At 72.3% G+C, this 19,577-nt stretch carries 16 protein-coding genes; 6 read left to right on the top strand and 10 right to left on the bottom strand.

The window, feature by feature from the left end:
* Positions 1-3: 3 nt before the first annotated feature.
* The gene (hutC, locus tag ACWD5D_RS29520; RefSeq protein WP_451375879.1) at positions 4-771 is read right to left on the bottom strand and encodes a histidine utilization repressor; all 768 of its coding nucleotides are present in this window, start codon (positions 769-771) and stop codon (positions 4-6) included.
* Between the two features lie 266 nt (positions 772-1,037).
* Between hutC and hutU the strand changes: the two genes are divergently transcribed.
* Both hutU and hutG read left to right on the top strand, forming a co-directional pair.
* Positions 1,038-2,714 carry a urocanate hydratase gene (gene hutU / locus ACWD5D_RS29515; protein WP_451375806.1) on the top strand — a complete coding sequence of 559 codons (1,677 nt, stop codon included), beginning with the start codon at positions 1,038-1,040 and terminating at the stop codon, positions 2,712-2,714.
* 5 nt (positions 2,715-2,719) lie between these two features.
* Positions 2,720-3,706, top strand: a complete 987-nt coding sequence (gene hutG / locus ACWD5D_RS29510) for a formimidoylglutamase (RefSeq protein ID WP_451375805.1) — start codon at positions 2,720-2,722, stop codon at positions 3,704-3,706.
* Positions 3,707-3,942: 236 nt separating this feature from the next.
* Here hutG and ACWD5D_RS29505 read toward each other — a convergent pair whose 3' ends face one another.
* Positions 3,943-4,710 (bottom strand): glucose 1-dehydrogenase, encoded by a 768-nt coding sequence (locus tag ACWD5D_RS29505; protein ID WP_451375804.1) that lies wholly within the window; start codon positions 4,708-4,710, stop codon positions 3,943-3,945.
* Between the two features lie 226 nt (positions 4,711-4,936).
* On the opposite strand from ACWD5D_RS29505, the gene ACWD5D_RS29500 reads away from it, so the two are divergent.
* Genes ACWD5D_RS29500 through ACWD5D_RS29490 form a run of 3 tightly spaced genes read left to right on the top strand, consistent with a single transcriptional unit; the run spans position 4,937 to position 7,775 of the window.
* Complete coding sequence (locus ACWD5D_RS29500) at positions 4,937-6,067, top strand: LLM class flavin-dependent oxidoreductase (RefSeq protein ID WP_451375803.1); 1,131 nt, start codon at positions 4,937-4,939, stop codon at positions 6,065-6,067.
* A complete protein-coding gene (locus tag ACWD5D_RS29495; protein ID WP_451375802.1) occupies positions 6,067-6,813 on the top strand; it encodes a glucose 1-dehydrogenase in 747 nt (248 codons plus the stop codon). The genes ACWD5D_RS29500 and ACWD5D_RS29495 overlap by 1 nt, the downstream gene beginning before the upstream one ends.
* Complete coding sequence (locus ACWD5D_RS29490) at positions 6,810-7,775, top strand: alpha/beta hydrolase (protein WP_451375801.1); 966 nt, start codon at positions 6,810-6,812, stop codon at positions 7,773-7,775. Before ACWD5D_RS29495 ends, ACWD5D_RS29490 begins: the two co-directional genes overlap by 4 nt.
* A gap of 129 nt (positions 7,776-7,904) precedes the next feature.
* Here ACWD5D_RS29490 and ACWD5D_RS29485 read toward each other — a convergent pair whose 3' ends face one another.
* The 6 genes from ACWD5D_RS29485 to hsaA all read right to left on the bottom strand — a co-directional run bounded on the left by ACWD5D_RS29485 (position 7,905) and on the right by hsaA (position 14,027).
* Positions 7,905-9,602, bottom strand: a complete 1,698-nt coding sequence (locus ACWD5D_RS29485; RefSeq protein ID WP_451375800.1) for an FAD-dependent oxidoreductase — start codon at positions 9,600-9,602, stop codon at positions 7,905-7,907.
* A 78-nt stretch (positions 9,603-9,680) separates the two neighbouring features.
* Entirely contained in the window at positions 9,681-10,550 is an 870-nt protein-coding gene (locus tag ACWD5D_RS29480) for a MaoC/PaaZ C-terminal domain-containing protein (RefSeq protein WP_451375799.1), read from the bottom strand.
* Positions 10,550-11,044, bottom strand: coding sequence for a flavin reductase family protein (locus tag ACWD5D_RS29475; RefSeq protein ID WP_451375798.1), 495 nt, complete (start codon positions 11,042-11,044; stop codon positions 10,550-10,552). Before ACWD5D_RS29475 ends, ACWD5D_RS29480 begins: the two co-directional genes overlap by 1 nt.
* A complete protein-coding gene (locus tag ACWD5D_RS29470) occupies positions 11,032-11,925 on the bottom strand; it encodes a VOC family protein (RefSeq protein WP_451375797.1) in 894 nt (297 codons plus the stop codon). Before ACWD5D_RS29470 ends, ACWD5D_RS29475 begins: the two co-directional genes overlap by 13 nt.
* Before the next feature lie 61 nt (positions 11,926-11,986).
* Entirely contained in the window at positions 11,987-12,847 is an 861-nt protein-coding gene (gene hsaD / locus ACWD5D_RS29465; protein WP_451375796.1) for a 4,5:9,10-diseco-3-hydroxy-5,9,17-trioxoandrosta-1(10),2-diene-4-oate hydrolase, read from the bottom strand.
* A gap of 13 nt (positions 12,848-12,860) precedes the next feature.
* Positions 12,861-14,027: a 3-hydroxy-9,10-secoandrosta-1,3,5(10)-triene-9,17-dione monooxygenase oxygenase subunit gene (gene hsaA, locus ACWD5D_RS29460; RefSeq protein ID WP_451375795.1), complete on the bottom strand. Its 1,167-nt coding sequence runs from the start codon at positions 14,025-14,027 to the stop codon at positions 12,861-12,863.
* Between the two features lie 224 nt (positions 14,028-14,251).
* On the opposite strand from hsaA, the gene ACWD5D_RS29455 reads away from it, so the two are divergent.
* Entirely contained in the window at positions 14,252-15,706 is a 1,455-nt protein-coding gene (locus ACWD5D_RS29455) for an FAD-dependent oxidoreductase (RefSeq protein ID WP_451375794.1), read from the top strand.
* Positions 15,707-15,818: 112 nt separating this feature from the next.
* Here the strand turns inward: ACWD5D_RS29455 and ACWD5D_RS29450 are convergent, their stop codons facing one another.
* Positions 15,819-17,375: an FAD-dependent oxidoreductase gene (locus ACWD5D_RS29450; RefSeq protein WP_451375793.1), complete on the bottom strand. Its 1,557-nt coding sequence runs from the start codon at positions 17,373-17,375 to the stop codon at positions 15,819-15,821.
* 153 nt (positions 17,376-17,528) lie between these two features.
* Positions 17,529-19,148 (bottom strand): FadD3 family acyl-CoA ligase, encoded by a 1,620-nt coding sequence (locus ACWD5D_RS29445; RefSeq protein ID WP_451375792.1) that lies wholly within the window; start codon positions 19,146-19,148, stop codon positions 17,529-17,531.
* Between the last annotated feature and the right edge of the window lie 429 nt (positions 19,149-19,577).

Raw genomic sequence — 19,577 nt, 5'->3', positions numbered from 1 at the left:
CGGTCAGTGCGTGTCGAACGTGCCCTCGAGGCGGTAGCGGGAACCGGGGTGCAGCAGCCGCGCGATGCTCACGAGCGCGTCCTGCGACCAGGTGCGGCGCTGGATGAGCAGACACGGCTCCGACGCCTCGACGCCGAGGATCGCGCACTCCTCCACCGACGGAAGTACCGCCTCCACGATGTGTTCCCCCTTGCCCAGCGGCGCGACCTCGGAGAGGAACGTGAACGGCGTGCGCAGGGTGAAGTCCTGCTCCAGGTAGCCGGGGGCGAAGTCCGGGTTGACGTACCGGTCCTCCAGCTGGATCGCCACGTCGTCCTCGAAGTGCACCACCCGGGACCGGAAGACGGTCTGCCGCTCGCCGAGGCCGAGTTGGCCGCGCACCTTCGGCGCCGCCTCCTCCTCGCACAGGGCCAGCACCCGGGCGCGATAGCGGTGCCCGCGACGGCGGACCTCGTCTGCGATGTTGTGCACCTCGACCAGGCCGGAACTGCCCTTGTTCAGGGCCACGAAGGTGCCCACACCCATGACGCGCCGGAGCAGGCCCTGCGCGGTCAGCTCGCGCAGCGCCCGGTTGATCGTCATGCGGGACAGTCCGAGCGACTCGACGAACTGGTTCTCCGACGGCAGGGCGTCGCCCTGGCGCCAGCGACCGCTGGTGATCTGCTCGGTCACGAGGTCCTTCACCCGCTGGTACGCGGGAGCCGACGCCGCGGTCCGCTCCTCGTACAGCCGGGCGAGGTCCGCACCCCTCACGACCACGCCGTTCACCATCCTCGTCACCCTCGCTCCCCCCATGCCCGCCGAGCGGACTCTCGTCGGAAAAATTCTAGGGGAGACGCCTTTCGCGGGGTCTGCCCAGCCGGATCCGAGCCGATGTCCCGGGGTCCGCGCACCCGGTTTCGCGGATCCGGTTTCTCGGATCCGAGAAATCCGGCGGAACCTGCTCGCCCCCCTTGCGCCCGTCGCGTGTCATGGGTGCACGGAACAAGGTTCGACACCCCCATTCGGTTCGACATCCCCCTCCAGGAGGCATCAGCATGGCCGGCGTTTCCCCAGAGCCCCGTAACATCCGCGCCCCCCGCGGCACCGACCTGAACTGCCTCGGCTGGCAGCAGGAAGGCGCCCTGCGCATGCTCATGAACAACCTCGACGCCGAGGTCGCCGAGCACCCGGAGGAGCTGGTCGTCTACGGCGGTACCGGCAAGGCCGCCCGTAACTGGGAGTCCTACGACGCCATCGTGCGCACCCTGAAGACGCTCAAGAACGACGAGACGCTCCTCGTCCAGTCCGGCAAGCCGGTCGGCGTCATGCGCACCCACGAGTGGGCGCCGCGTGTGCTCCTCGCCAACTCCAACCTGGTCGGCGACTGGGCCAACTGGGAGGAGTTCCGCCGCCTGGAGGCGCAGGGCCTGACCATGTACGGCCAGATGACCGCCGGTTCCTGGATCTACATCGGCAGCCAGGGCATCCTGCAGGGCACCTACGAGACCTTCGGTGCCGTCGCCCGCAAGAAGTTCAACGGGACGCTCGCCGGCACCATCACCCTCACCGCCGGCGTCGGCGGCATGGGCGGCGCCCAGCCGCTCGCCGTGACCATGAACGACGGTGTCGCCATCTGCGTCGACGTCGACCCCACCCGCATCGAGCGCCGCATCGCCCACCGCTACCTCGACGTCGCGGCGGACAACCTGGACCACGCGCTCCAGCTCGCCATCGAGGCCCGGGACGCCCGCAAGCCGCTGTCCATCGGCCTCACCGGCAACGCCGCGGAGATCTTCCCGAAGCTGCTGGAGATGGACGCGCCCATCGACATCGTGACCGACCAGACCTCGGCGCACGACCCGCTGTCCTACCTCCCCATCGGCGTGAGCGTGGAGGAGTGGCACGAGCAGGCCCGCAAGGACCCGGCCGACTTCACCGAGCGCTCCCGCAAGTCCATGGCCAAGCACGTCGAGGCGATGGTCGGCTTCCTCGACAAGGGCGCCGAGGTCTTCGACTACGGCAACTCGATCCGCGACGAGGCCCGCAAGGCCGGCTACCAGCGCGCGTTCGACTTCCCCGGCTTCGTCCCGGCGCACATCCGCCCGCTGTTCGAGGAGGGCCTCGGCCCGTTCCGCTGGGCCGCCCTGTCCGGCGACCCCAAGGACATCGAGGCCACGGACAAGGCCATCATGGAGCTGTTCCCGGAGAACGAGCACCTGCACCGCTGGATCAAGATGGCCGGCGAGCGCGTGGCCTTCGAGGGTCTGCCCGCCCGCATCTGCTGGCTCGGCTACGGCGAGCGTCACCTCGCCGGTCTGAAGTTCAACGAGATGGTCGCCTCCGGCGAGCTGTCCGCCCCGATCGCCATCGGCCGTGACCACCTGGACTCCGGCTCCGTCGCCTCGCCGTACCGTGAGACCGAGTCGATGCTCGACGGTTCGGACGCCATCGCCGACTGGCCGCTGCTCAACGCCCTGGTGAACACCTCCTCCGGCGCGTCCTGGGTCTCCATCCACCACGGTGGCGGTGTCGGCATGGGCCGCTCGATCCACGCCGGCCAGGTCTGCATCGCCGACGGCACCGAGCTCGCCGCCGAGAAGCTCTCCCGCGTGCTGACCAACGACCCCGGCATGGGTGTCATCCGTCACGTGGACGCCGGGTACGAGTACGCGACGTCCGTGGCGGAGCAGCGCGGCGTGCGCGTCCCGATGGCGGAGAACGCCGGGGAATGAGCACGATGAGCACGGACGACACCGTCACGACGGCGACGGACGTGGCGCCCGAGGCCTGGACGGGCCGGGACGACGGTCCCGGCGCCGACAACCTGCGCTGGCACCACGTCGTCGGTCTCGATCCCGAGGACGCCGAGCCGGGGGACGTCGCGTTCGTCGGCTTCCGCAGTGACGAGGGAGTCCGGCGCAACAAGGGCCGTCAGGGGGCGGCGGGCGGCCCGCGCGCACTGCGCGGCGCCCTCGCCTCGATGGCCCTGCCGACGCCGGTGCACGCGCTGGACGTCGGTGACGTCGAGGTGGCGGACGGCGAGCTGGAACTCGGGCAGCACCGCCTGGGCCAGGTCCTCGCCCCGCTCGTCGACCGGGGCCACCGTGTGGTGGTCCTGGGCGGCGGCCACGAGGTGGCCTACGGCAGCTACCTGGGCCTGTCCGGCACCCGCGCGCTGCGCGAGGGCGCCCGTCTCGGGGTGCTGAACCTCGACGCGCACTTCGACCTGCGCGACGACGTCCGGCCCAGCTCCGGTACGCCGTTCCTGCAGATGGCGCAGGGCGAGGAGCAGCGCGGGCAGGAGCTGAACTACTGGGTGCTCGGGGTGAGTCAGCCGAGCAACACCACGCGGCTGTTCCACACCGCGGACAAGCTCGGGGTGCGCTACCTGCTGGACACCGAGTGCGGTCTGCTCGACCTGCCGCGCGTGGACGCGTTCCTCGACGAGTTCCTCGCGAGCTGCGACATCGTGCACCTCAGCATCGACCTGGACGTGCTCCCGGCCGCCGCGGCGCCCGGTGTCAGCGCGCCGGCCGCCTACGGGGTGCCGATGGAGGTCGTCGAGCACGTGTGCACCACGGTCGCGGCGAGCGGGAAGCTGGCCGTGGTCGACGTCGCCGAGCTCAACCCGGACCTCGACGTCGACAACCGCACGGCACGTGCGGGGGCCCGGCTGATCCACCGCATCCTGACCTCCAGGACGGCGCCGCTCAGCCGGGTGTGACCCGCGACGGGACGCCCTCCCGTTCCCACCGAGCCGGTCGCCAGGCTGTGTGAGCAAGGACAGCCGCAGCCTGGCGGCCTCGAACCAGGGCGGCGGAAGGGGCGGTACGGACTGTGTTCCGTACTGCCCCTTCGGCATGCGTCGGCGCGGGGCATCATGCGGAGGTGCGGCGCGTCATATGCCGGCGTGGGACGCCATGTGCCGGTACGGGGGCGTCATGTGCCGGTACGGGGACGTCAGTTGCCGTCGGGCCGCCGGAGCGTCGGCCCCACGGTCCATCCGCCGTCGACGGCCAGTTCCGCGCCGGTGACGTAGGAGGCGGCGTCGGAGAGCAGGAAGGCGACGGCCTCCGCGATCTCCGGAGGTTCGCCGACCCGGCCCATGGGCGTGTTCGGGTACTTGCCCTCGCCCTGCTCGATGCCGACGTGGGCGGTCATCGGGGTGTAGATCATCCCGGGGTGCACGGAGTTGACGCGGATCCTCTCGGCGCCGAGCTCCACCGCGCCGAGCTTGGTGAGCCCGCGCACCCCCCACTTGGCGGCGCCGTAGCCGGCGGTCTTCGCGAGGCCCATCAGGCCCGCCGCCGAGGAGATGTTGACGATCGAGCCGCCGCCGCGCTCCCTCATCAGCGGGATCACGGTGCGCATGCCGAGGAAGACACCGGTGAGGTTGATGTCGATCACCCGCCGGAAGTCCTCGACCGTCTGCTCCTGAAGCAGGTGTGAACCGCCGGAGATGCCCGCGTTGTTGACGAGGCCGTCGACGCCGCCGAACTCCTCGACCGCGTAGGCGGCCACGCGCCGCCAGTCCTCCTCGGAGGTGACGTCGTGCCGGACGAACCGGGCGGCGTCCCCGAGCTTCTCGGCGGTGGTGCGGCCCTCGTCGTCGAGCAGGTCGGTGAGCACCACCCGGGCGCCGGCCTCGACGGCCAGCCGGCCGGCCTCCGCGCCGAGCCCGCGCGCTCCCCCGGTGACGAGCACCGTCTTGCCCCGAAGATCCGTCATCGCAGTCCTCTCCTCGCGGTGCAGCGTGCGGCGGTGCGAGGACCGTACGTTCCCCTGCCCGGGAACTGAACCGGGTTCTCCCGCTGAGCGGGAGCGGTGGGAGACACCCGAGCACCGGCCCGCCCCTTCCACCCGTCGTCCTGCCCTCGACTCCTCCTGTCGTCCTTCCCTCGACTCGGTATTCCTGCTAGAAGTATTTCGATCCGAAATACCAGAGGAGTCCGCCGTGAAGTTTTCGATGATCTTCGAGGCGCAGATCGCCGACCCCACCCCCGAGCGAGAGCGCCGGCTCTTCCATGACTGCGTCGAACAGGCCGTCCTTGCCGATCAGATGGGCTTCGACCGGGTCTGGGCGGTCGAGCACCACGCACTGACGCAGTACGCGCACATGAGCGCGTCCGAGATCTTCCTCACCTGGGTGGCGGCGCGTACGGAGCGCATCCGCATCGGCCACGGCGTGGTCACCATGCCGTTCGGCTACCAGCACCCGGTGCGGGTCGCCGAGCGCGCCGCCATGCTCGACGTGCTCTCCGGCGGCCGCGTCGACATCGGCGCCGGCCGAGGCGCGACCAGGCAGGAGATGTCCATGTACGGGGTGAACCCCGAGGACACCTACCCGCAGATGGAGGAGGCGCTGCGGATCTTCAGCAACGCCTGGCGCGAGGAGCGGTTCGAGTGGCACGGGTCGATCGACATCGGCCCCGGCGCCATCCTGCCCCGTCCCGTCCAGGACCCGCACCCGCCTCTGTTCATGGCCTGCAGCAAGCACGACACCCTCAAGCTCGCCGCCGAACTGGGCATCGGCGCGCTGGTGCTGGGCTTCGCCGGCGCCGACGACGTGCGCGAGATGCGCAAGATCTACGACGAGGCCATCGCCACCCGCACCGGTGACCGCCTCGTCTCCACCGAGGTCAACGACCACTTCTCCGCGCTGTGCCCGACGATCGTGCTGGACGACGCCGACGCGGCGTACCGGATCGGCACCCGTGGGCAGCGGTTCTTCGCCGAGTCCATCGCGCACTGGTACGGCAACGGCCCGGCACCCACCGGCTACGACGAGAACGAGGATCACGTCGCCGCGATGGAGCAGGACCGCGAGGCGCTGGTCGCCAAGCTGCACGAGGCGAAGGTCCCCGTCCGGCCCGCCGACACCGGCCAGTTCAACGCCAAGCACGCCTACGGCTCGGCCGAGACCGCCATCGCCTACGTCGAACAGCTGCGTCAGATAGGCGTCGACGAGGTCATGTGCCTGATCCAGATGGGCACCGTGCCGCAGGAGGCGTGCATGGAGACCATCCGCCAGTGGGGCGAGACGGTCATCCCGCACTTCCGCGCGCTCGAGAACGAGTCGGCGTGATGACCGGGCGACTCGACGGCAGGACCGTCGTCGTCACCGGTGCGGGACGCGGCCAAGGAGCCGCCGAGGCACGGCTGTTCGCGGAGCACGGCGCGCGCGTGGTCCTCACGGACGTACGGGAGGAGGAGGGCCGTTCGGTCGCCGAGGAGCTCGGCGACCAGGGCCTGTTCGTCACGCACGACGTGACGGACGCGGCCGGCTGGCAGCAGGTGGTCCAGGCCGGGCTCGACGCCTTCGGCCGGATCGACGCTCTGGTCAACAACGCGGCGCTGTGGCGTACCGCGCCGATCGAGGAGGAGACCGAGGACAACCTGCAGCGGCTGTTGCAGGTGAACCTCGTGGGCCCGTTCCTCGGCATCCAGGCCGTCGTCCCGGCCATGCGCGCGGGCGGCGACGGCGGGTCGATCGTCAACATCTCCTCCACCGCCGGCCTGGTCGGCATCGTCGGCCACGCCTCCTACGGAGCCACCAAGTTCGGTCTGCGCGGACTCACCAAGTCCGCGGCCCTGGACCTGGCCCGGCACCGCATCCGGGTCAACTCCGTGCACCCCGGCATGGTCGACACCCCGATGATCGCGGGCGCGCTCGGCGGGGACGTCGGGGAGCGCGAGTGGCCGAACGTGCCGCTGCACCGGGCGGGGCGTCCCGAGGAGGTCGCGGAGCTCGTGCTCTATCTGGTGTCGGACGCGTCGTCGTACGTCACCGGAGCCGAGTTCGCCATCGACGGCGGGCTGACCGCCCAGTGAACGACCCCCTCACCCCACGTGCCCGAGAGCTCGCCGACGCCATGTCGGCGGGCTTCCCCGATCCCGCCCTCGGTCCGGTCGAGCCGGCCGTGATCCGCAAGGCCGCCGCGGCCGGTGCGGGGGCGCGGCCGCAGCGCGAGCTGCCCCGCGTGCACGACCGGTCCGTGCCCGGTCCGTCGGGCGCGCCCGACGTGCCGGTACGGATCTACGAACCGGTGGCGGACCCGGATGCGGCGCCGCCCGTGGTGGTCTTCCTCCACGGCGGCGGCTGGGTCCTGTGCTCTCTCGACACCCACGACGACCTCTGCCGCGAACTGGCCTTCCTGACCGGCGCGGTGGTGGTCTCGGTGGACTACCGCCTCGCTCCCGAGCACCGCTTCCCGTCGGCCGCCGAGGACGCGTACGCGGTCACCGCCTGGGTGTCCGCGCACGCGTCCCGGCTGGGCTGGGACGCCGGCCGGCTGGCCGTCGCGGGCGACAGCAGCGGGGGCAACCTCGCGGCGGCCGTGACCCTGATGGCACGGGACCGCGGCGGACCGGACATCGCGGCGCAGCTGCTGGCGTACCCGGTCCTGGACCACCGGATGGAGACCGGCTCGTACACGACGTACGAGCGGGGCTTCTTCCACACGACGGCCCACATGCGCTGGTACTGGGAGCAGTACCTGGGCGCCGCGGGGGACGGCGCGCATCCGTACGCCTCCCCCGGTCTCGCCGCCGACCTGGCCGGCCTGCCTCCGGCGGTCGTCCTGCTGCCCGAGTGCGATCCGCTGCGCGACGACGCGCTGGCCTACGCACAGCGCCTGGAGGCGGCCGGCGCCGCGCCCCAGGTGCGGGTGTGGCCCGGCATGTTCCACGGCTTCCTGGGTCTGCGCGGGTTGCTGCCGGAGGCCGAACAGGCGCTCACCGAGGCGGCGCACGCGCTGCGCGACGCCCTCGGATCGCGCGTCGAACCGTCGTGAACGAACGCCCGCCGCGGCGGACCCGATCCCGTGGAACACGGGAGGAGGCCGCCGCGGCGGGCGTTGTGCGTCACGGGGGGCACGCGCGTCACGGGGGTCACGCGCGTGCGGTGTCGGCGTGTGTGCCGCTCACGCTCCCGCGATGTGGTTGACGGCGAGCCAGCTGAAGGTCATGGCGGGGCCGATGGTCGCGCCGGGTCCCGGGTACGTCTCGCCCATCACCGCGGCCGAGACGTTGCCGGAGGCGTACAGGCCCTCGATCACCGTGCCGTCCTCCCGCAGCACCCGCGCGGTGTCGTCGGTGACCAGGCCGCCCTTGGTGCCGATGTCGCCGGGGTGGACCGGGATGGCGTAGAACGGGGCCTTTTCGAGTGGCGCCAGGTTGGGATTGCGCAGCGTCGGGTCGCCGTAATAGCGGTCGTAGACGCTCTCGCCGCGCCGGAAGTCCTCGTCGTGGCCGACGCGGGCGAAGCCGTTGAAGCGGTCGAGGGTGGCGCGCAGCCCTGCCGCGGGCATGCCGGTCTGCTCGGCGAGGTCCTCGACGGTGGCGGCCTTCTTGACGAACCCGCTCTCCAGCCACGGCTTGGGGAACGGCTGTCCCGGGAACAGGCCGAGGAACAGGTAGCGCGCCTTGGAGGTGGCGTCGAGGATCAGCCAGGACGGCACCGCGGAGGCGTCGGGCCGGTCGGCCGCGTACATCGCGTCGACGAACTCGTGGTACGGCGCGGCCTCGTTGGCGTAGCGCTCGCCCGCCTGGTTGACGATCACCATGCCGGGGATGCCGCGGTCGGCGACGAGGAAGAACGGCCTGCCGTCGGGCGGCACCACGGACGGCGCGCCCCACACGCGGTCCATCAGGTCGAGGCCGGCACCGAGCGCGAGGGCGGGTTCCAGGGCGTCGCCCATCTGGCCCTCGGGGGTGTTGGTCCACTCCGTGGAGGTCGGCGACGGCAGGTACTTCTCGCGCAGTTGCTGGTTGCGCGAGAAGCCGCCCGAGGCGATGACCACGCCGCCGGTCGCCCGGATCGCGAGGTCGCGGCCGGTGGGGGTCCCCCCGGTCGAGCGAAGTCGAGACTGGGGGAGGGTGATCCGGATGCCGGCGACCCGTCCGTCCTCCTCGACCAGGCCGGTCAGCGGAGCGGACAGCCACAGCTCACCGCCGAGGCGGTCCAGCGACTGCCGCATCCGGGCGATCAGCGCCTCGCCGAGGGAGAGGAGCTTGCGCCGGGTGAGCAGGGCGCCCACCGCGCGGGCGCCGACCTTCATCGAGGTCCGCTTGCCGCCCCAGGTGCGTCCGACCATGTTGAGCTGGCGGAAGTCCTTGGAGGTGATGGTGAGTCCGAAGGTGGGCAGCCCGGCCCGGCGCATGGTCTGTCGCTGCTCGGGCGGGAGCTGGTTGAAGTCGAAGATCTGCGGTTCGACTGACCGGCCCTGCGGGTAGCCGCCGAGCCGCTCGGGGTAGTAGTCGGAGTAGCCGGGGGTGTAGACGAACTTCACGGCCGTGTGGTCGTGGAACTCCCGTACCATCCGCGGCCCGTGCTTGACGTAGGCGTCCTTGCGGGCCTCGGGGACCCGGTCGCCGACGGTGGCGTCGAGGTAGGCGCGGGCCTTCTCGGGGGTGTCGCCGAGTCCGGCGGCGTCCAGGTGGAAGTTGTTCGGCACCCAGATCGCGCCGCCGGACAGGGCGGTCGCTCCGCCGTAGCGGTCGGTCTTCTCCACCACGAGGGCGGTCAGTCCGCGCAGCCGGGCGGTGATGGCCGCGGCCATCCCGGCGGCGCCGGAACCGACCACCACCACGTCGTACGTGTGGTCCCAGTCGGTGCTCATGCGGTTGTGCGGTCCTCTCCGATCGAGGGGTGGGGCAGGTCTCGCGGTGCGAGCCGGGTTCAGGGGGGCGGGCGGGGCTCAGGATGCGGTGACGCGGACGTCGGTGAGGACCGGCGCGTCGTCGCGGTCCGCGGACGTCGCCGTCAGCCGGTGACCGTCGCCGGTGTCCCAGACGCGCAGCCGCAGGGTCTCGCCGGGGAAGAACACCCCCGAGAACCGGGTGCGCAGCTGCGTGACGCGGGCGGCGTCCCCGCCGAGCAGGTGGTCGGTGACGGCCTTGACCGCGATTCCGAAGGTGCACAGTCCGTGCAGGATCGGGCGGTCGTAGCCGGCCTCGCGGGCGGTGGCGGGGTCGGCGTGCAGCGGGTTGAAGTCCCCGGTGAGCCGGTAGAGCAGCGCCTGCTGGCGGAGCGTGGGAATCTCCAGCAGCAGGTCGGGCTCCCGGTCCGGGGCGGGGAGGCGGTCGGAGGGACCGCGGTCCCCGCCGAAGCCGCCCTCGCCGCGGACGAAGATGTGGTTGCGCTGGGTGATCAGCGGCTCGCCGTCCTCGCCGAGGAGGGTGGACTCCTGGACGATGACGGCGGCCTTTCCCTTGTCGTACACGGCCGGGACCCGGGTGACGGTCGTCCCCCGGGCGGCGGCCGGGAGCGGGCGGTGCACGGTGATCTCCTGGCCCCCGTGCAGCACGGAGGCCAGGTCGATGTCCACGCCGGGCAGGTCGAAGACCTGGAAGCCCACTCCCCCGGTGCCGCCGGCCACCACCCCGAAGGTGGGCAGCACCTGGAGCCCCTGCGCGTGCCGCTCGTACACGTACCGCAGTTCGGCCGGGTCGGTCTCCGGGGCGCCCGCGCCGAGCGCCAGGTGGTACAGGCGCACGTCGCGGTCGTCCCAGGCGACGTCGGCGCGGACCGGCGGCGCGGAGGTCGCCTTGTCGACGTCGATCGGCATCAGAAGGCTCCCGCGGCGTAGGAGCTGCGGAAGTACAGCAGCGGGCGTCCGTCCTCGCGGGCGTCGAGGCCGATCACCCGGCCGGTGACGATGTAGTGGTCACCGGCCTCGTGCACGGCGTGCAGGTCGCACTCCACGACGGCCAGGGCGCCGTCGATGCGCGCCGTGCCGTTCTCGCCGACGCTCCAGGGCACGCCCGTGAACTTCTCCGGGCCGCTGCGGCCCAGTGCCGCGCAGATCTCCCGCTGGTCCTCGGCGAGGATGGTCACGGAGAAGCGGCCGGCCCGCTCGATCCTCGGCCAGCTGGTCGACGACTTGCCGACGGCGAGCATGACCAGCGGCGGATCGAGGGAGAGCGAGGCGAAGGACTGGCAGGCGAACCCGACCGGCTCGCCCCCGTCGAGAGCAGCCACCACCGTGATGCCGCTGGCGAAGCGGCCGAGGACGTCCCGGAAGTCGGCCGCTTCGATACGGGGGCCGGTCAGCCGTTCCACTGGTGGCCCCAGAAGCTGTCGGCGGTGATCTCCTTGGCCACCCACTTGGCCGGGTCGACGACCAGTCCGTCCCAGCCGTACTCGACCTGGAATCCGCCGGGGGCCTGGGCGTAGAACGACACCATGTGGTCGTTGGTGTGCCGGCCGAGGCTGGAGGCGATCGGGATGCCGGCGGCGTTCATGCGGTCCAGGCCGCGGCCGACGTCGTCGAGGGTCTCCAGCTCCACCATGAAGTGCACGATGCCGGGGGGCAGCGCGCCGGGGTACAGACCCAGGCTGTGGTGGCGGCCGTTGGGGCTGAGGAAGTGCATCCAGTGGAAGTCCCGCTGCTCGGTGGCGGTCGGGACGGCCTGCGGGGGCAGCTTCATCGAGTCGCGCAGCTGGAAGCCGAGCAGGTTCTCGTAGAAGTCCAGCGCGGCCTCGATGCCCGGCACCGGCAGCACGACGTGGCCGAGGCCCAGGTCGCCGGTGACGAACCGGTTGCCGTACGGCGTGCCGAGCGGGGTGTGGTCCATCGCCTGGCCCCAGTAGATCTCCAGCGGGTTGCCCGCCGGGTCGCTGACGTGGATCAGGCCCTGCACACGGCGCTCGGCGAGTTCGGCGGCGTCGGCCGGCTTGACGGCGACACCGGCCGCCTCCAGCTCCTCGGTGGCCTGCGCCAGCGCTGCGGCGTTGGCCACCTCCCAGCCGGCCGCCAGCAGCCGGTCCGACGAGCCCGCCTGGATGACGAGGCGGTACGCGCGGTCGTCGATGCGCAGGCAGAGGGTGTCCTCGGTGGTGCCGGAGGCCTCCACCATGCCGAGGACGTCGAGGGTGTAGGTACGCCACTCGGCGAGCTTGGTGGTCTCCAGGCGCAGATAACCGAGAGCACGGATGTCCATGGCGGAACACCTCTTTCGTCTGGGGGGTGGTCGGCCGACGGGGTCGGGTCGGCCGGGGTGGTCAGTGGGAGAAGAAGTCCAGGGCGAGGCGGTTGAACTCGTCCGCCTGCTCGGTCTGGGCCCAGTGGCCGCAGTGCGGGAACACGTGCAGACGGGCGTTCGGGATGGTCTTGAGGGCGACCAGCGCGCCGTCGAGCGGGTTGACGCGGTCCTCGCGGCCCCAGGTGAGCAGCACCGGCTGGGTGATGCGGTGCGCCTCGCGCCAGAGCATCGTGTCCTCGGCCCAGGCGGGGTTGGCGAAGGAGGCGCCCATGCGGGCGCTGCCCATGCGGTTCTCGGGGTCTGTGGCCGACGCCCAGCGGTCCTCGACCAGTTCGTCGGTGACGATGGACTGGTCGTAGGCCATCACGCCGAGGAAGGCGCGCAGTTGCTCCTTCGTCGGCTCGGGCGAGGTGTTGAACTCGAGGAGCCGCTTGATGCCCTCGGTCGGGTCCGGCGCGAACAGGTTGACGGAGACCCCGCCGGGGCCCATCAGCAGGAGCTTGGCGACCTTGTCCGGGTGGTTCAGGGCCATGCGGACGGCGGTTCCGCCGCCGAGCGAGTTGCCGAGGAAGTGGGCCCGCTCGATGCCGAGTTCGTCCATCAGGGCGGCGACGGCGTTCGCGCTGTAGCTGAAGTAGTCCCTGTCGAGCTCCGGCTTGTCGGAGCGGCCGAAGCAGGGCTGGTCCACCAGCAGGGTGCGGAAGTGCCCGGCGAAGACGGGCAGGTTGCGGCCGAAGTTGGACCAGGCGGAGGCGCCGGGGCCGCCACCGTGCAGCATGATCACGACCGGGGCGTCCGCGGGGCCCGCCTCGTGGTAGTGCAGGGTGAGCCCCGCCGCCTTCGCGGTGCGGGAGGTCGATGCGTAGGAGAGCTCTGTCATCTGGCGCCGCCTCTCAGGCCATGGAGTCTTGGATGTCCATACCGAGCACACACTGGCCGAACATCACCAGCGCCCGCTCCGGGTCGTTGGCGGCGTGGCCGCGGCCCGTGTGGACGTCGCGCCAGGCGCGCTGGACGGGGTTCGGGCCGGTGCGCATCGCGTTGCCGCCCGCGTTCTCCATCAGCAGGTCGAGCGCGCCGACCGCCCGTTCGGTGGCGAGCACCTGGTCCCGGCGGGTACGGGTGCGCAGGGCCATCGGCAACTCCTCGCCTCGCTGGGCGAGTTCGTACATCGCACCGATGTTGCGGGTCAGCTGGAGCCAGCTCGCGTCGATGTCGCTGGCGGCGCGGGCGATGCGCACCTGGGCGAACGGGTCCTCGACGACCTTCTGCCCGTAGGAGACGCGGAAGCGCTCGCGGGTGGTCTCGACGTAGGACTCCAGGGCGCCCTCGGCGATGCCGACGATCGGGCTGGAGATGGTGGTGGTGAACACGCCGGCGTACGGCAGCCGGTACAGCGGCTCGGCGTTGATCTCGTGGCCGGGCACGTCGAGGGCGGTGACGGGACCGAAGCTCAGGGCGCGGTGGTCGGGGACGAAGACGTCCTCGACGACGACGTCGTTGCTGCCGGTGCCGCGCAGGCCGACGGTGTCCCACACGTCGTCGATGCGGTACTCGGAGCGCGGGATCAGGAACGTCCGCATGTCCACCGGGCGGCCCTCGTCGTCGGTGACGAGAGCGCCGAGCAGGACCCAGCTCGCGTGGTCGCAGCCGGAGGAGAAGTGCCAGCGGCCGGAGATCTTGAAGCCGCCGTCGACGGCGGTGACCTTGCCGGTCGGGGCGTAGGAGGAGGCGATGCGGGTCTTGGGGTCCTGGCCCCACACCTCCTGCTGCGCCCGCGGGTCGAACAGGGCGACGTGCCACGGGTGGACGCCGACCACGGAGGCGACCCAGCCGGTGGAGCCGCACGCCTTGGCGATCTCCTTGACGGCCGAGTAGAAGACCAGCGGGTCGACCGCCTGGCCGCCGAAGGCCTTGGGCTGCAGAAGTTGGAAGAAGCCGGTGTCCTCCAGTTCCTTGATGGAGGTCTCGGGCACGCGGCGCAGCGTCTCGGTCTCGGCCGCGCGCTCGCGCAGGGCTGGGACGAGGTCACGGACCGCTGCCAGCACGTCTTCGGCCATGAACATCCCCTTTCGGGTGGTCGTGGTGGCGGAAGTGGCAGGACCGTACGCTGCGGTGTTCCGGAACGAAATACGTGGCTCCCACTGAGCGGGAAGCGACGGCGGCGCGGCGTTTTCCCGGTCACCGGGAGCCGTGGCGTGTGGCACGCGCTGCGGCCGCCCTACGCTCCTGCCGGCATTCCCGCGAGAAGACGCGACAAGACGCGCGAAGAGGGGACGGCGGAGTGAGACCGTACGCAGCAGCGGACATCGACACCTGGGACCTCACCGCGGACGTGGTGATCGCCGGGTACGGGGTAGCCGGAGCCGCGGCCGCCGTGGAGGCGGCGCGGGCCGGGGCCGAGGTGCTGGTACTGGAGCGGGCCGGCGGCTGGGGCGGCGCGGCCGCCCTGGCAGGCGGCTTCGTGTACCTGGGCGGCGGCACCGCCCTGCAGCGCGCCTGCGGGTTCGAGGACTCACCGGAGGCGATGGCCGCGTTCCTGATGGCGGCGATGGGGCCGGGGGCCGACGCGGCCAAGGTCACCGACTACTGCGAGGGCAGCGTCGCCCACTTCGACTGGCTGGTCGAGTGCGGCGTGCCGTTCAAGCCGGTCTTCTACGGCGATCCCGCCTGGGAACCCGCCGGCGACGAGGGCCTGATGTACTCGGGCGGCGAGAACGCCGCCCCGTTCGACGAGATCGCCGCGCCCGCGCCCCGCGGCCACCTGCCGCGGATGGAGAACAAGCGCACCGGTGAGCGCGGCGGCGGATACATGCTCATGAAGCCCCTGGTGGACACCGCCGAACGGCTCGGCGTCAAGGCCCACTACGGCATGCGGATCGAGCGGCTGGTCGTCGAGCGGGACGGCACGGTCCGCGGTGTGGTCGCGCGCAGCTACGGGGAGCAGGTCACGGTGCGGGCCCGGCGCGGCGTGGTGCTCGCCACCGGCAGCTTCACGTACAACGACGAGATGCTGGCGGCCCACGCCCCGCTGCTGTCGGGCCGTCCGGGCGCGGCCGTGGAGGAGCACGACGGCATCGCGGTCAAGCTGGCGCAGGCGCTCGGCGCGGGCGTCGCGCACATGGACGCCTGCGAGGTGGCCCTGCCCATGGACCCGCAGTACTCGATCCGCGGGATCCTGGTCAACGGCCGCGGCCAGCGGTTCATCAACGAGGACACCTATCCCGGCCGGCTCGGCCACGCCGCCCTCTTCCAGCAGGACAACCAGGCGTTCCTCGTCCTCGACGAGGAGGGCTTCGAGGAGGCCCGGCGGGTCTCCGCCGCTCCCGAGTTCATGCAGATGCGTCCGGCCTGGGTGTGCGAGACGGCGGCCGAGCTGGGGGCGGCGATGGGGCTGCCGCCCGGTGCCCTGGAGTCGACGCTCGACGTCTACAACCGGCACGCCGAGGACGGCCGGGACCCGCTGCTGCGCAAGGCCGCCCGCTGGGTGCGCCCGCTGCGCGGCCCGCTGGGCGCGGTGGACCTGCGGGGCATGACCTCGGGCTTCGCCCTCGGCGGCCTCACCACCGGCGCGAACGCCGAGGTGCTGCACGTCGACGGGGACCCGGTCCCCGGCCTCTACGCGGCCGGCCGCGCCACCGCGGGCATCGCCGCCTGGGGCTACGCGAGCGGCATCTCGCTGGGCGACGGCAGCTTCTACGGCCGCAGAGCGGGCCGCGCGGCCGCACGGAGCCGCTGAGCGCGGGACCATTGAGCGCGGGACCACTGAGCACAGACCCGAGAGGCCCGGCCCACCCCGGACCCGCTGAGCGCGGGACGGGGCGGGCCCGGGTCTGTTCAGTGACCGCTCGTCACTCCTGGGCGGCGAGGTCGGCGGCGGCGAGGTGGCCGAAGACCATGGCCGAGCCGATCGGCGCGCCCGGGCCCGGGTAGGTGGGGCCGGAGGCCGACGCGCTGGTGTTGCCCGCCGCGTACAGGCCGGGGATCGGCGTGCCGTCCTCGCGCAGCACCCGGGCCCGGGGGTCGATCCGCACGCCGCCCTTGGTGCCCAGGTCGCCGAGGACGATCTGCACGGCGTGGAACGGGCCCTGCTCGATCGGCACCAGGCAGGGGTTGGGGCCCTCCGACTGGGCGAAGAAGAGGTCGTACGGGTCCTCGCCGCGATGGAAGTCGGCGTCCACGCCGTCGGCCGCGTAGCCGTTGAACGTCCGCACGGTCTCGCACAGTGCCGCGGCGTCGACGCCGATGCGCTCGGCGAGGCCGTCCAGAGTGTCGGCGGTGTGCCACGCGCCCGCCTCGGTGAAGCTCTCGCGGTCGGCGGGGACGACGGTGATGCCGGGCAGTTCGTCGCCGAAACGGCCGTCGAAGATCCACCAGACCGGCGCGTCGGGGGTGGTGCCCGCCTTCGCGGCGAGCATCTGGCGGCCCATCTGGTCGTACGGCAGCGACTCGTTGGCGAACCGGCGGCCGGAGCCGTCGACGAAGATGCCGCCGTGCAGGCCGAGCGTGAACGCGGCCGAGCCGTCCGGGAAGCGCAGCGAGGGGCACCACCAGGCCTGGTCGAGCAGCGCGGTGCCGGCTCCGGCCTCGACGGCGGCGAGCAGCGCCTGGCCGGTGTTGCCGCCGGGCGCGCCCATCGTCCAGTCGGCGCCGTCGAGGCCCTGCCACTCGCGGCGCAGTTCGGCGTTGGCCTCGAAGCCGCCGGCCGCAAGCAGGACGCCGCGGCGGGCGCGGATCCGCAGGACGCGGCCCTCGTGCTCGGCCTCGGCGCCGACGACCCGGCCGTCCTCGGTGATCAGCCGGGTCAGCGCGGTGTCGCGGAGGGTGCGGCCGTTCCCGGTGGACTCCAGAGCGAGGAGCAGCCGGCCGATCAGGGCGCGGCCGTCCGTCAACGGCCCCTCGGGAACAGGCAGCTGAAGTCGCTCGGCCCAGGCCGGGGGACGGACCGCGGCCAGCAGCGGATGCGCCTGTTCGGGGGCGGGCAGGTCCACGGGGAAGACGGCTCGTCCGGCGTCGAACCGGCCGGGGGCGGCGTAGTAGTCGGGGAAGGGCCGGTACTCGAAGCAGAGGTGCGGGTTCTCCTCGAGATACGCGACGGTCTCCCCCGCGTTGTCGATGTAGGCGTCCTGCAGCTCGTGCGGGGTGGTGTCGCCGACGACCGCGCGGAAGTAGGCGCGGCCGAGTTCGGCGGAGTCCGTCAGCCCGCCGCGTTCCTGGGCGGGGTTGCCGGGCAGCCACAGGGCGGCGCCGGCGTAGGCGGTGGTGCCGCCGAAGTACCGGGTCTTCTCGATGACCAGGGTGTCCAGGCCACGGGCCGCCGCGCCGTACGCGCCGGTGAGTGCGCCGCCACCGGATCCCACGACCAGCACGTCGCACGTCTGGTCCCAGCTGTCTCGCGTGTTCGCCATCTCAACCTCAAAAGTGGTGGAGTGCGGATGGGTCATGCACCGTCAGGAGCGCTGGAAGTATTCGTGCGGCGGGGGGACGGCGGCCATCGCCGCCTCCCGATGAGTGGGATTCCCCCCGCCGCGGTCGGTGATCTCTTGCCCCGGCCGGGCCCGTCAGGTCGTTCGCCCGTCCCGGGCGGCGCGCCGCAGCTCTCCCTTGAGGATCTTTCCGCCGGCGTTGCGCGGCAGCGCCGGTACGGCGTGGAAGCGGCGCGGGACCTTGAAGTTGGCCAGTCGTTCGCGGGCCCAGGCGGTCAGCTCCGCCGGGTCGGGGTCCGTTCCGGGCGCGGGGGTGTAGAAGGCGACGCCGACCTCACCGAGGCGCTCGTCGGGGGCGCCGACGACCGCGACGTCGGCGATCTGCTCGTGGCCGAGCAGGACGTGCTCCACCTCCGCCGGATAGGCGTTGAAGCCGCCGACGATGTACATGTCCTTGAGCCGGTCGGTGATGGTCAGGTAGCCGCGCTCGTCGAGCACGCCGATGTCTCCGGTGTGCAGCCAGGCATCCGCGTCGACGGTCCGCTCGGTCGCGTCGGGATCGTCGAGGTAGCCGCGCATCACGTTGTAGCCGCGGACGAGGACCTCGCCCCGTTCGCCGGGCGGCAGGGGGGCGCCGTCGGCGCCGGCCACCCGGATCTCGGTGCCGGGCAGCGCCGGACCCGCGGTGGTCGCCACGGACCTGGCGTCCGCGTCGGGCGGGCAGACGGAGGCCACGCCCGTCGACTCGGTGAGGCCGTAGGCGCTGAACACGTCGGCTATGCCCATCTCCTCGCGGAGCCGCTCGATCATCCTCGTGTCGACGCCGCTGCCTCCCGCGCCGGCGAGGCGCAGCCCCGAGAGGTCGTACTCGGCGCGCCGCGGATGGTCCAGCAGGCCGTGGAACACGGTGGGCGTGGCCATCAGCACGCTCACCCGCTCCTTCGCCAGCAGGGGCAGGATCCGCTCCAGGTCGAAGACCTGCTCGGGGAGCATCGTGACGCCCCGCAGCAGGCAGGCGACGACGCCGGCCTTGTAGCCGAAGACGTGGAAGAAGGGGTTGACCAGCAGATAGCGGTCCCCGGAGCGCAGGGTGACCACGCGGGACCACTCCCGGTAGACGTCCATGGTCTGGCCGTGCGTGGTCATCACGCCCTTGGAGCGCCCGGTGGTGCCCGAGGTGAAGAGGATGTCCGCGAGGTCGTCGGGGCGGACCGCGGCGGCGCGGGCGGCCCGTTCGGACTCCGGCACGCACTCGCCGGCCTCCAGGTAGTCCGCCCAGCTCAGCGTCCCCTCCGCGGCCTCGCCGCGCAGCACCACGGTGCCGGTCAGCTTCCCGAGGTCCTCGCCCGAGTCGCGGAGCATCTCCACGTAGTCGATGCCGAGGAAGCCGCGCTCGGTGAACAGCAGCCGGGCGCCGCTGCGCCGGATGAGGTCGGCGGCCTCGGCGGCCTTGTACCGGGTGTTGAGGGGGACGAGGACGGCTCCGACGGACACGGCGCCGAGCACGGCGACGATCCAGTACCGGGTGTTGGGCGCCCAGACGGCCACCCGGTCACCGGGACCCACGCCCTGCGCGAGGGCGGCTCGCGCGGCCGCGTGCACCTCGTCGCGCAGCCGGGAGAAGGTCCAGCGGACCTCACCGTCGACGAGAGCCTCCTGCGGGCCGTACGCCTGCGCGGCGTAGTCGGCGAGCTGCGCGAGGCCGGCGGGGGCCGGGGCCTGCGCACCCGCCTGGTCGTTGAACACGGTGGTCATGAGTCTGTCCGCTCCTTGGTCGGAGGTGGCTGCGTGAGCAGAAGTGACTGCGGGATCGAGGGAGCTGGGGGATCGAGCGAGCTTGGGGATCGAGGGAACTGGAGGATCGAGGGAGCCTGGGGATCGGAAGTGACTGCGGGATCGAGGGGCAGCATGATCGGGGGCGGCTGGGTGAGAGGCGCCGGGTGGGCGGCGCGGTGTGCCGGAGGTCGGGCGGCGGGCGGGAACGCGTCGGGCGCCGCCCGGTCCACCGCCCGCCACCCGGTCCACCGCCCGCCACCCGGTCCGCCGCCCGCCTTCCGGTCCGCTGCCCACCACCCGCCGTCGTGGATGTCGCCCGCCGTCCCTGGGGAGACGGCGCAAAGCGCCGTCCCGCCGTCGGCGAGTGGCCGCGCCCGGTCCACCGGGTGCGCACGGCACGGGTACCCG

It is taken from the genome of Streptomyces sp. NPDC002520 (assembly GCF_053595235.1).
The sequence above is the reverse complement of the archived record's forward strand: the minus strand, read 5'-3'. Positions and strand labels throughout refer to the sequence as shown.